At 70.4% G+C, this 12,220-nt stretch carries 10 protein-coding genes; 4 read left to right on the top strand and 6 right to left on the bottom strand.

Going from position 1 to position 12,220, the window contains the following annotated elements:
- Positions 1-125 precede the first annotated feature (125 nt).
- Positions 126-1,070, top strand: coding sequence for a GDP-L-fucose synthase family protein (locus WN71_RS20525; RefSeq protein ID WP_079177990.1), 945 nt, complete (start codon positions 126-128; stop codon positions 1,068-1,070).
- A 131-nt stretch (positions 1,071-1,201) separates the two neighbouring features.
- Here WN71_RS20525 and WN71_RS20520 read toward each other — a convergent pair whose 3' ends face one another.
- The gene (locus WN71_RS20520) at positions 1,202-2,635 is read right to left on the bottom strand and encodes an exopolysaccharide biosynthesis polyprenyl glycosylphosphotransferase (RefSeq protein ID WP_240529704.1); all 1,434 of its coding nucleotides are present in this window, start codon (positions 2,633-2,635) and stop codon (positions 1,202-1,204) included.
- 354 nt (positions 2,636-2,989) lie between these two features.
- Here WN71_RS20520 and WN71_RS20515 point away from each other — a divergent pair, with 354 nt between their 5' ends.
- Together WN71_RS20515 and WN71_RS20510 are read left to right on the top strand one after the other, a co-directional pair.
- Complete coding sequence (locus tag WN71_RS20515) at positions 2,990-4,186, top strand: LCP family protein (RefSeq protein WP_240529703.1); 1,197 nt, start codon at positions 2,990-2,992, stop codon at positions 4,184-4,186.
- A gap of 137 nt (positions 4,187-4,323) precedes the next feature.
- Positions 4,324-5,832 (top strand): glycoside hydrolase family 71 protein, encoded by a 1,509-nt coding sequence (locus tag WN71_RS20510; protein WP_046581985.1) that lies wholly within the window; start codon positions 4,324-4,326, stop codon positions 5,830-5,832.
- Positions 5,833-6,040: 208 nt separating this feature from the next.
- On the opposite strand, the gene WN71_RS20505 is transcribed toward WN71_RS20510, so the two are convergent.
- The 3 genes from WN71_RS20505 to WN71_RS39950 all read right to left on the bottom strand — a co-directional run bounded on the left by WN71_RS20505 (position 6,041) and on the right by WN71_RS39950 (position 9,240).
- The gene (locus WN71_RS20505; protein ID WP_046581984.1) at positions 6,041-7,303 is read right to left on the bottom strand and encodes an arginine deiminase; all 1,263 of its coding nucleotides are present in this window, start codon (positions 7,301-7,303) and stop codon (positions 6,041-6,043) included.
- 41 nt (positions 7,304-7,344) lie between these two features.
- Entirely contained in the window at positions 7,345-8,799 is a 1,455-nt protein-coding gene (locus WN71_RS20500; protein WP_046581982.1) for a basic amino acid/polyamine antiporter, read from the bottom strand.
- Positions 8,800-9,063: 264 nt separating this feature from the next.
- Entirely contained in the window at positions 9,064-9,240 is a 177-nt protein-coding gene (locus WN71_RS39950; RefSeq protein ID WP_420856512.1) for a helix-turn-helix domain-containing protein, read from the bottom strand.
- On the opposite strand from WN71_RS39950, the gene WN71_RS41970 reads away from it, so the two are divergent.
- On the top strand, positions 9,202-9,411 hold the full coding sequence (locus WN71_RS41970) for a hypothetical protein (RefSeq protein WP_046581981.1): 210 nt from the start codon (positions 9,202-9,204) through the stop codon (positions 9,409-9,411). The genes WN71_RS39950 and WN71_RS41970 overlap by 39 nt on opposite strands.
- Positions 9,412-9,519: 108 nt before the next feature.
- Here the strand turns inward: WN71_RS41970 and WN71_RS20490 are convergent, their stop codons facing one another.
- Both WN71_RS20490 and WN71_RS20485 read right to left on the bottom strand, forming a co-directional pair.
- Positions 9,520-10,227 (bottom strand): S1 family peptidase, encoded by a 708-nt coding sequence (locus WN71_RS20490; protein WP_167382941.1) that lies wholly within the window; start codon positions 10,225-10,227, stop codon positions 9,520-9,522.
- A gap of 221 nt (positions 10,228-10,448) precedes the next feature.
- A complete protein-coding gene (locus WN71_RS20485; RefSeq protein ID WP_046581979.1) occupies positions 10,449-11,789 on the bottom strand; it encodes a DUF1254 domain-containing protein in 1,341 nt (446 codons plus the stop codon).
- Positions 11,790-12,220: the final 431 nt, after the last annotated feature.

The raw sequence follows: 12,220 nt of genomic DNA, 5'->3' as shown, positions 1-12,220 counted from the left end.
GCCCCGGGACACGGGGTGCCGGCCCTACGCCCGTCGGGCGGACGTATGTCGTGAATTACCGGAAATTTGCATGGAGTTGGTCATACGGCCGGATCGGGCGGGCTGCGGCTGGCATGATCCGGCTCATGACTGCATCCCTGCTGCCCGAACGCGCCCGTGTCTTCGTCGCCGGCCACCGAGGCCTGGTCGGATCCGCCGTGGCCCGCCGCCTCGCCGCCGACGGGCACGAGGTGCTCACCCGTTCCCGTGCCGAACTCGACCTGCGCGACGCCGGACGCACCGCGGCCGAGCTGGCCGTCCTGCGTCCCGACGCGGTCGTCCTCGCCGCCGCGAAGGTCGGCGGGATCATGGCCAACAGCACCCGGCCGGTGCAGTTCCTGGAGGAGAACCTGCAGATACAGCTGAGCGTGATAGCCGGAGCCCACGCCGCCGGCGTGGACCGCCTGCTGTTCCTCGGTTCGTCCTGCATCTATCCCAAGCACGCACCGCAGCCCATCGGCGAGGACGCGCTGCTGACGGGCCCGCTGGAACCCACCAACGAGGCGTACGCCCTGGCGAAGATCGCGGGCATCGTCCAGGTGCAGTCCTACCGGCGCCAGTACGGCGCGTCGTACATCAGCGCCATGCCGACCAATCTGTACGGCCCCGGCGACAATTTCGACCTGGAGACCTCGCACGTGCTGCCCGCCCTGGTCCGCCGTTTTCACGAGGCCGTGGCCGAGGGGCGCGACGAGGTCGTCCTGTGGGGCAGCGGCAGCCCGCGCCGCGAGTTCCTGCACGTCGACGACCTCGCCGCCGCCTGCGCGGTGCTGCTGCGCTCCTACGACGCCGACGAGCCGGTCAACGTGGGCTGCGGCAGCGACCTCACCATTCGCGAACTGGCCGAGACGGTCGCCGATGTCACCGGCTTCACCGGCCGGATCGCCTGGGACACGACCCGGCCCGACGGCACCCCGCGCAAGCTGCTGGACATCTCCCGGATCGAGAGCCTCGGCTGGAAGCCCGTGATTCCGCTGCGCGACGGCATCGCCGCCACCTACGCGCACTGGCGTGCCGGGCTCGGCCGCTGACGTTCCGCCGTACCCAGGGGAGCGTCTCCCCGGTTCCCGAGGGCCCCGGCGGACCGGCGAGACGCTCTCCGCGCGGGGTTTCGGCGCGGTGGGGCACGGGCCAGGGTGCCACGCGGCCACGGGCGGCCCCCTCAGTACGCCCCGCGGCCGTCGACGACGGCGCGGAACGTACGGGCCATGAGGTCCACGTCGCTGGTGAACGACCAGTTGTCGACGTAGCTGAGGTCGAGCTGAACCGTTTCGTCCCAGGACAGGTCCGAGCGGCCACTGATCTGCCACAGCCCGGTCATCCCTGGTCGCACGGTCAGCCGGCGCCATTCGACGGGCGTGTAGTGCGCGACCTCCTCGGCGAGCGGCGGTCGCGGACCTACCAGGGACATGTCACCCCTGAGGACGTTGACCAGCTGCGGCAGCTCGTCCAGCGACGTGCGGCGCAGCCAGTGGCCCACCCGGGTGACCCGGGGGTCGCGGCGCATCTTGAACATCAGGCCGTCGTGGTCGTTGTCCCGGGCCAGGTCGGCCTTCTGCCGGTCGGCGCCGACCCGCATGGTGCGGAACTTCCACATCACAAAGGGCCGTCCGTCTCTGCCGATACGTTCATGCAGATAGAGGACGGGGCCTCGTGAGGAGACTTTCACCGCAACCGCGACGGCCGCCAGCACCGGTGCCAGCACGACCAGGGCCGTCAGCGCGAGGCAGCGGTCCAGCGCGGCTTTGAGCAGCGGTTGCATGCCGTCACGGACCGGCGGCGCGATCCGCAGCAGGGACACCCCGCCGGCCGACCAGGTCTCCAGCCGCTTGACCGAGACCTCCACGAGTCCCGGCGCCACGAACATCTCGATGCCGGCGTCCTGTAACCCCCACGACAGGCGGCGCAGGCGGTCCCCGGAGGTCGCGGCGCCCGGCACGACCAGCACCAGGTCGGCGCCGATCCGGCGGGCCGCGTCGATGACCTGCTCGCTGTCCTGCGCGGCGGATTCGGGAGCTTCGGCGGACAGCGGTTCGCCCGCCCTGACGACCGAGTTCAGTGGTCCCGGCCCCACCGGGACCACCCCCACCACGACATAGGGATGGTCGGTGCGCGCGGCCAGGTGCCCGGTGACGCCGTCCACGGCCGTCGGTTCGCCCACCATGAGCACTCTGATCACCGCCTGCGCCTCCCGGCGTACGGCCGACAGGTGCCGGTGCACCCCCTTGCGGCACAGCAACGTCAGCACCAGCGCGGGCAGCAGCGCCAGCAGACACAGCGGAGCCGGCAGCCGCACCCCGGCGGCGGCGTGCAGCACCGCGAGCACGCCGAGCAGGATGCACCAGTCGTGCAGCACCGGCAGGGTTCCACGGCTCTCGCCGAGGACCCGGGCCGTGTAGCGCGAGCGGAACAACTGGACACCCGCCCAGGCGAGCGCCGCGACGGCGCCGATCGGGACGGCCCATGGCCGGTGCGTGGCGAGCACCAGCAGCGTCACGGGCGCGCCCGCACCGAGGAGATCGGTGAGCACCGACACCGGCAGATACCAGGGGGACTTGCGTCCCACCCAGAGCGAGGAGTGCGCCCGTGAGCGCATCCTGCGCGTGTCGGACGCAGAAAGTTGAACATCCCCCATGTACCCCCCCAGGCACATTCAGTGACACGAATTAACGGGTGACTCGAACACCTGTGCGTTGTACATGCGGCACGATCGTGAACACTACGGCAAACTTGTGTACGCAAGCGACCGTTTACGTGAACGTCACCGAGAAGTCCCCGGTCGTGTCAAAACCCTTTCGGTGCGCGGTGGTTGGCCCACGCAGGCATGAACTGCCGGGAAATGTGGCCGAACTTCGAACATGCTGGCTACAGTGTGCGCCCGGTGCGGATGGGGCCGCGCCGCGTCGACATGGGGGTGTGCGTGGTGGAAAAGAGCGACTCCGCAGGCGATGTGACGACTCGTCACAAGATCGCCGACCGGTCGGAGGGCGCGGACGCGGACGCGGAGGGTCCGCGCCTCGTCGGGCAGTCCGGGCCGGCCGCATCGCCTCAGGAGGACGCGGACGCCCGCACCGCCGAGGAGGCCGACGCCTCGCCTGCCGATGCCCCGCCCGCCGACGCTCCGCCCGCGGATGCCCCGCCCGCCGACGAGAAGCCGCGGCGCCGCGCGAGCCGCACCAGGAGGGTGCTCCTCGCGACGCTCGCCCTGCTGGCCCTGGGGCTGCTCATGGTGAGCGGCTTCGCCTGGTGGGCCGTCAGGCACTACACCGGGAAGGTCGACCGCATCTCCGGCGTCTTCCCGACGAACGTGCCGGCCGCGGACCAGCCCTCGGCCGCCGCGGGCGGCCAGACCTTCCTCCTCGTCGGCGTCGACAGCCGCTCCGACCTGCCCACCACCGGCCGCGACGCGAAGGCCCCCGAGTGGACGTACGGGGCCCAGCGCAGCGACACCATGATGCTCGTCCACCTTCCCGCCGACCACTCGGGCGCCTACGTCGTCTCGTTGCCCCGCGACGCCTGGGTGAGCATTCCGGGCCACGGCAAGGCCAAGCTCAACGCCGCCTTCTCCTGGGGCGGTCCGCCGCTGCTCATCGACACCGTGCAGCGGCTGACCAAGGTCAAGGTCGACCATCTCGCCGTCATCGACTGGGACGGGTTCAAGAAGCTCACCGACTCCGTCGGCGGGGTCGACCTCGTCGAGGACGGCACCAAGCGGCACATGAACGGCACCCAGGCCCTGACCTATGTGCGCGAGCGGCACCACCTGGCCCGCGGCGACTTCGACCGGACACACCGTCAGCAGTATTTCCTGAAAACCCTGTTGGCCAAGGTCATGCGCCCGTCGACCTTCACCAACCCGGTCCACGGCGCCGAGGTGCTCGACGACCTCACCGCCGCGGTCAGCGTGGACGACACCCTGGGCGACAGCGATCTGCGCAATCTGCTGTGGGACAACAAGAGCGTGCGCCCGGGCGACATGGTCTTCATGAACGCCCCCGCCAAGGGCACCGACACCATCTCCGGCCAGTCCGTGGTGCTGCTCGACGACAAGGCCGGTGCGGACCTGTGGCGCTCCATGCGCGAGGACGCCGTCGACGTCTATCTGAACTCGCACGACGCCGACCTGCTCGGCAGCACGACACCCTGACACGACGCCCGCACCGGCGCCCGCACCGGCGCCCGCACCGGCGCCCGCGGGGGCGCCCGTTCCCGCAGCGGCCGCGCAACGGACGCCCCTCATGGCAGGGTTGACGAAGACGGCCCCGGCGTCCGCGGAGGACACGTATGACCGATCATCGCGCCCATCCACCGCAACCGCACCGCAGACCCTCCAGCCGGCGGCGCCGCGCCGTGCTCGGCAGCCTGTGCGGGCTGCTGCTCATCGCCCTGGTCGCCGGCTCGGGCCTGGCGCTGGACCGGCGGACGTCCGCACCGGGCACCGGGAGCACTGCCTCCGCCGCGCTCCCCTTCGACCTGCCGTCCGCGTCCGAACTGCGATCCAGTCCACACCTGGTGTTCGCGCACTACTTCCCGCCGTACCCGCTCTCGCTCGACAACCAGCCCGCCGACCGCGACTACTACACCCGCAACTACCTCACCCCGCAGGGCGAGCAGGGCAGGCACGCTGCCTACGGCGGACTGCTGCGCGACCGTCCCCTGCCCGTGCGGCCCGCCACCGGAAACTGGCAACTCGCCGACCTGGAGCGGGAGGTGAGAACCGCACGGGACGCGGGAATCGACGGATTCACCGTCGACATCCTCTCCCTGACCGGCACCAACCGGCAGCGCGTCGACCTTCTTCTGCGCGCCGCCCACCGCGTCGACCCGCACTTCCGGATCGTCCTCATGCCGGACATGACCTCCCTGCACACCGACCCGCGCACCCTCGCCGACCAGTTGGCCGTTCTCGCCGAGTCTCCGTCCGCCTACCGGCTCGACGACGGACGCCTCGTGGTCTCACCGTTCAAGGCCGAGGCCCACGACCCCGCGTGGTGGAGCCAGGTCATCGCCAGGCTGCGCGAACGCGGAATCGGCACGGCCCTCGTCCCGGTCTTCCTCGACTTCCGGGCCCACGCGGCGGCGTTCGCCCCGATCAGCCACGCCTTCTCGTCCTGGGGCAACCGCAGTTACACCGGCCAGACGGGCGTAGCCGGCGATGTGCGGCTGGCCCACTCGCTGGGCAAGAAGTGGATGCAGGCCGTCTCGGTACAGGACGTCCGGCCGAACCAGGGTGTCTACGACGAGGCAGGCAATACCGCGACCCTGCGGTCCACCTGGAACCACGCCATCTCCGACGGCGCCGACTGGGTGCAGCTGACGACGTGGAACGACTACTCCGAGGGCAGCCAGTTCGCGCCCTCACTGCACAACGGCCACACCTACCTGGACATCTCCTCGTACTACCTCACACGCTTCAAGACCGGCAACTGGCCGAGGATAGTCCGCGACACCGTATACATCACCTCACGGGTCCAGTTCGCTGACGCCTCCGCCCCGCTCCAGCCCCAGCTCATGCGGCCCCGGCAGGGCACCGCGCCTCCGCGCGACCAGGTGGAGTTCCTCACCTTCCTGACCGCGCCCGCCACGGTCTCCGCGCGGGTGGGTGGCGTGCCCCGGGTCTACCGGGCGCCGATCGGCGTGCACGCGGAGGACCTGCCGCTCGGCCCGGGCCTCAGCCGGGCCTCGGTCCGCCGGGCCGGCACCCAGGTGGCCTCCGCCACCACGCGCTATCCCGCGCGGCGCACGGTCGAGGTGCAGGATCTGCAGTACTACGGGGTCTCCAGCAGACGCTGAGCGGTGACCGTCCCGCGCGCCGCGTCGGCGGCTGTTCCCGGAATGGCGGGCGGTCCGCGACGGCCGAACGCTGCCGTGGCCCGGTGCCCCGCGTCGGGGCGGCCCCGGCCGAGGCGGCTGTGTGCCCGGCAGCGGCGCCGGGCGTCCTCGGCGTGGGTCGCGTCGACCGGGGCAGGCGCCGGTGCACGCGTCCTGCCCGGCTGCCGTGTCAGTAGTTGACGGGGTCGCGCAGGAGGGGGCACGTCATGCAGTGACCGCCTCCGCGCCCGCGGCCCAGTTCGGCGCCGACGATGGTGACGACCTCCACGCCGGCTTTGCGCAGGAGCGTGTTGGTCTGCGTGTTGCGGTCGTAGGTGAAGACCACTCCCGGCTCGACGGCGACCGCGTTGTTGCCGCTGTCCCACTGCTGCCGTTCGGAGGCGTACTCGTCCCCGCCGGTCTCGACCACGCGCAGCCGGGGCAGACCGAGGGCGCGGGCGACGACGTCGACGAAGGGCGTGGCGCCTTCGTCGGTGATGTCGAGTCCGGGTGTCCGGTCGCTGGGACGCAGCGTGAAGGTGCGCACGGCGTCCATGATCTTGGGGTAGAGCGTGACCAGGTCGCGGTCGGCGAACGTGAAGACCGTGTCCAGGTGCATGGCGGAACGGAGTCTGGGCAGGCCTGCGACGATCACCTGTTGGGCCGCGCCGTGACGGAAGAGCGCGGAGGCGACCTGGGTGATGGCCTGGCGGGAGGTGCGCTCACTCATCCCCATCAGGACGACCCCGTTGCCGATCGGCATGATGTCCCCGCCCTCGAAGGTGGCTTGTCCCCAGTCGAGCTCGGGGTCGCCCCACCACACCGTCGCCTCCTTGAAGTCGGGGTGGAAGGTGTAGACGGCCTTCATGAGCAGGGTCTCGTCGTGGCGGGCGGGCCAGTACAGCGGGTTGAGGGTGACGCCGTCGTAGAGCCAGCAGGTGGTGTCGCGGGTGTAGAGGGTGTTGGGCAGCGGCGGCATCAGGTATTCACGCCCGCCGGTGGACTCACGAGCGAGGGCGAGATATTCGGATCGGAACGCGTCAGGGAGGTCGCTCGTGGCGAGCCCGCCGATGAGGTACTCGGTGAGCGTACGAGGGTCGAGTCCGTCCAGGTAGCTGCGGGTGTCCTCGATCAGGCCGATGCCGACCCGGTTGGCGACGATCTTCCGGTCCAGCAGCCATGCGCGGGCCTGGGGGTCGGCCACGGTCCGGGCGAGCAGGTCGTGCAACTCGACGACCTCGACTCCCCGGCCGCGCAACTGGTCGACGAAGTCGGCGTGGTCGCGCTGGGCGTTCTCCACCCACATGACGTCGTCGAAGAGCAGCTCGTCGGAGTTCGTGGGGGTCAGGCGGCGGTGGGCGAGGCCCGGTGCGCACACCAGCACCTTGCGCAGGCGTCCGACTTCCGAGTGCACCCCGAGGGCGGGTCGGAGGACGGCGTCGTTGCTGTTCATGTCGGCTTCCTGGGGTGCGGGGGCGGAGGTGGGCGGCCGGGTCACAGCTCGACCCAGCCGAGTGCGAGGGCGAGCACACCGGCCAGGGCGCCGGCGACGGATACGGCGAGGACGGCCAGTTCGCGCCGGCTGAAGAGCCGGCGGCCCTGTTCCCGGCGGGCCATGACGAACAGGACGGTCGCCGGCGCGTACAGGATGAAGGAGACGAGGAGGAACTTCAGGCCCGCTGCGAACAGCAGGAAGGCCGTGTAGACGGTGGCGAGCAGTCCGACGGCGATCTCACGGCGGGAGGACCCCTCTCCCACGGTGAGGGGATCCGCGCGAGTGGTGATCTTGACGGCGAAGGCGGCCGCCAGCAGGTAGGGGATGAGCGACAGAGCGCTCGTCAGGTCGAGCGCGAAGTTGAACGCGTCGTCCGAGAACGTGGTGACGACGAGGACGGCCTGGGTGAGCAGGGAGGTCATCAGCAGTGCCGGGACGGGTACGTCGACCCGGTTCGTGGCGCGCAGGAAGCGGGGCATGTCCTCGTCCTTGGCGGCGACGAGCAGAACCTCCGCCGACATCAGCGTCCACGCGAGATAGGCGCCGAGCACCGAGATGATCAGGCCGACGCTGATGAAGACCTCGCCCCAGGTGCCGACCGCGGCCTCCAGGACGCCGGCCATCGACGGCTGGCGCAGATCCGCGATCGTGCGCATGGGCAGGATGCCGTAGGAGACGATGGTGACCGAGGCGAAGACGGCGAACACGCTGAGGAAGCCGAGGAGGGTCGCCTTCCCGACGTCGGAGCGGCGCTTGGCGTGCCGGGAGTACACGCTGGCCCCCTCGACGCCGAGGAAGACGAACACCGTGGCCAGCATGGTGCCGCGCACCTGGCTGAAGAGTGATCCGGTGTAGTCGGCGCCGTGGAAGTTGTCCGCGAAGACGCCCGCGTCGAAGTACACGAGAGCCAGGACGATGAAGACCAGGATGGGCACGAGCTTCGCCACGGTGACGATCTTGTTGATGGCCGTGGCTTCCTTGATGCCGCGCTGGATCATCCAGTAGAAGGTCCACAGGCCGATCGACGACAGAAGGAGGGCGAGCGCGGTGTTGCCCTCGCCGAGGGCGGGCCAGATCGCGCCGATCGTCGACATGATCAGGACCCAGTAGGTGACGTTGCCGACGCATGCGCTGGCCCAGTAGCCGAACGCCGAGAAGAAGCCCAGGTACTCGCCGAATCCCGCCTTGGCGTAGGCGTAGACGCCCGCGTCGAGATCGGGGCGCCGTACGGCCAGCAGCTGGAAGACGAGGGCGAGCATCAGCATGCCGGTCCCGGCGACGGCCCAGGCGATGAGGGCGCCCGCGACGCCGGTCTCCTCGGCGAAGCGGCGCGGCAGGGAGAAGACCCCGGCGCCCACCATCGAGCCGACGACCATGGCCGCCAGCGTGAGCAGGGACAGCTTGGCCGCCGGAGCCCGCTCGCGTCCGGTGTCGGTGGTGGCGGCCTGCGGCATGGCGTCCTTCCGGAACGGCCGTCCAGCCAGCCGGCGACCTCACCGCGCGGCGTGCAGGGACGGGACGAACAACACTGCGCGCATTATCTGCCGATTTGTTGTATTTCCTGCGCATCGCGCGGCATGTCCCGCAGCGTAAATCGCGGGGCTCGGTGTCATGCCTGGAATGCCGACAGAGGCGTGTTCGGTGCGGGGGAAGTGCTTACCCCGCCGGCCGGGGTCGGCGCTGACCTGGGCAGGCCGGTCGCCGTGCGGGGGCAGAGATCAACAACACGGAACCTGGCAGGTCCAGCCGTGCCGCTCGGGCAGGGCAGCCACGTCTTGCACGGTGTAGCTCTTGTGGAACCGGCGTCCGATCAGCGTCTTGATCCGTGACAGGGTCCAGGTCTGGTCCGGCCGGCCGTGTGCACCCGGTCCGGGAAGGCGGGCACTCGCAAGCAAGCGGAAAAGGTCTTCGTCGGCCTCGCCAAGCAACAGATCAAGGACACCCCGGAGTTCGACCGCGAGAAGCGCCTCGGCGACCTGGCCTACCGCGACGAAGTGGGCACCTACTACGGAACGGGCGGCGCCACCGTCATGGGTGGCACCCCGTTCGGCGGCCCGCACGTCTGATCCGGCGTCCGCGCCACCGGGACTGCCCCGGGACTCCTCGACGAGTCCGGGGGCTTCCGGGTGCGACCGCCTTGGCCCCGGTCGTGTGCCGTCCGTGGTGAGGTTCGCTCACGTGGGTGGCGCCAGAACGGGGAGAGCGTTCATGGTCGAGGTGATCCAGGGGAAGGTGGATCCCACTTTCGTGTAAGCCGCCGCGTTTCCCCTGGACTTCTGGGAGAGTACGCCGACCAGCGTGTCGACGACCTGCCCGTTGACGGACCGCTGGTTGATCAGAGGGCCACCGCTGTCGCCGGGTGTCACATTACCGCGGTACGACTCGGCCTTCATGAGGTAGTTGTACCCGGTCAGTATTTGTGCCGACGAGTACACCTGGTCCTTGATCTTCAGATTGGCGGCCTGGAGGGTAGGGGAGTTGCTTCCCCATCCGGACACGAGACCCACGGTGCCGTTCTTCCAGAGGTCCCTTTGGTCTCCGCGCGCGAGGGGCAAGGTACTGATGCCGGTGGTCGACGGGAAGTGGACCAGGGCGAGATCGAAGTTGGTGCCGAAGGTCACGTCCCGAGCGGCGCGGACCTGGCCGCCCACCGTGGCCTGGGTGGAGCCGAATCGCAGGGTGATATTCCCGAATGCCGGGTTGTACCCGTGATCCTTGAAGCAGTGCTTCGCCGTGAGGCCCACGTCCGGGCGAATGAGGACGACGGTGCAGAGTTCGGTTGCCGTCGCCGAGAACGGGACGAGAAGCCTGCCCACGTAGGGCAGATCGCCGTTCGCCACGGGCCATCCGCCCTCGATGGCCGCCGCCGGGCTCGCACCCACCCCTGCGATCCCCGCCACGGGTAGCGCGAAAGCCGTCGCGCATCGCAACAACCTCATCATGTTTGGTGACCAAGCCATGTGTCCCCCCTGGACCAGCTCGTGAACTCTGCCGGCATGTCGTGGCGGGCCGGCGCCGAGTCGCTGTGCTCCCACATTCAAGCACGCCCCCCTACAGCCTGTAGGGTCTCTATGGGAAACCGGACCCGGATGAGGACCGCGGGTCAGTCGGCCGGTTCGATGGGCGGGAGGGTGTAGCCGCCGTCGAAGACGGTCTGGTGAGGTTCGTACATGCGCAGGACCGGGCGGAACGGGCCGGGCGGGGTGGGCAGCCAGTTCGCCCTGGCCTCGGGTGAGTTGGGTGCGTCGGGGCGCAGGTGGAGGGTGAGGGACCCGTCGGCGGCGTAGTGCAGGCCGGGGGTGCGGTCGCCGATGGAGTAGCGGTCGATGGGATTGGCGACGAGGTAGTACTCGGGCAGGTCGTACATGGTGATGGACCAGAAGGCGTCCACCGGCGGCGGGGCGGTGAACCGCAGCGTGTAGGGGCGGGCGCCGTCCAGGGTTTCGCCGTCGCGGTCGATCCAGGTCATGGCGTAGGCGGCCTCGTAGCCGTGGTTGCCCCACAGGCCGGCGCGGGCGGCCGCGGCGCGGGAGAGCCGGGCCTGGGCGCGGTCGGCGATGACCCAGCGGGGGTCGGTGTCGGTTCCGGGGCCGAGGAAGTCCTGGTTGTAGTCGAAGGCGTGGTAGGTGAGCTTCCAGCCGTTCTGGGAAGGGGAGGGGCCGTGTGTCGTGCAGTCCTCGACCCTGGCCCGTCCCGCGGTGAGGCCTTCGTGCAGGGCGTCGGCAAGAGCGCCGGCCACGCCGGCGTACGGGGACGGGCCGGCGTCGAGCAGGCCGAGCCGGGCGAAGCGCTGCTGGTACTCGTACTCGGGGGAGGCCGGCGGGAAAGCGGCGAGCCACAGGCGCAGCTTCTCGAAGAACAGCGGTCCGTCCGTGACCCGTGCGTCGGGTGCGGGCAGGCCGGGGGCGGCCTGCCCGCGCGGTTCCAGGGTCAGCGCGTCCTGAAGCGCGGCCACGGCGCGGAGGTCCTGAGGGCCGTCGCAGGCCCAGCGGCCGATGATGCTGCACACCCGTGTCGGAGACTCGATCACCCTGACGCCTTCGGGCGCCTCGCCGCGCCGGCCGGGCGGGGTGATCAGGAAGGTCCCGGCGGCGGTGCCGGTGGCACGGTGGCCGACGTAGGCGAAGTTGTTCGTCCAGGCGTCCACGAACTGCAGGACGTAGTAGCGGCCCGCGGTGTCCGGCACCCGCAGCAGCAACGGGCCGTCGGCGAGGTCCAGGTGCGCCATGGAGTACAGCGTGTCGTTGTTGATGGTGACGAAGGTGTCCTGCGGTCCCGCCAGCGTCCGGGCGTGGGCGAAGGTGTTGAAGGGCGCGGGGGCGAGACTCCCCATGCCGTCGCGGGTGAAGCGCTGCACCTGTTCCAGGTTGAACACCAGCGGGAAGCCGTAGACGTAGGCCTCGGCGGCCAGGTCGCTCAGTCCGGGGCGCTCCTGCTCGGTCATGCGGAGGCACCGGCCTTTCGTTCCGTGGGTCCGGCTGGGCTCTGACTCTCTGCGGGTGGCTCTCGGCACATCGTCACCCGGTGCAACGCCCCGCGCCACCGGTCGGCAGGACAAGGGCGTGGCCCCGGACGTCGTCACCGGCGCGGGTGCCCCGTCCGGAGCACCTGCGTCTGCGGGTGGAGGCCGACGCCCTTGTGCACCGGAAGGAGCCGGCGCACGAGCACCGAGCCCGCGCGCCGTCCGCCGGTGTCCAGGCAGTCGGGGGTGGGGGCGCGGTGGGCGATGACGACGCGTGCCGAGCCGTCCGGCTCCAGTGAGGCGTTGCCGGAGTTGACCGAGGCGCGGACGAAGCCGTGTGCGGGGGACTGCCACCAGGGATTGGTCAGGTGGACGCCCAGTAGCGGCAGGCGGGCGGCTGGAAGCGGATGACC

Origin of the sequence: Streptomyces mangrovisoli, assembly GCF_000974985.2 — a bacterium.
Taxonomy (GTDB): Bacteria; Actinomycetota; Actinomycetes; order Streptomycetales; family Streptomycetaceae; genus Streptomyces; species Streptomyces mangrovisoli.
Note: the sequence above shows the minus strand (reverse complement) of the source record. Positions and strands in the feature narration are given on the sequence as shown.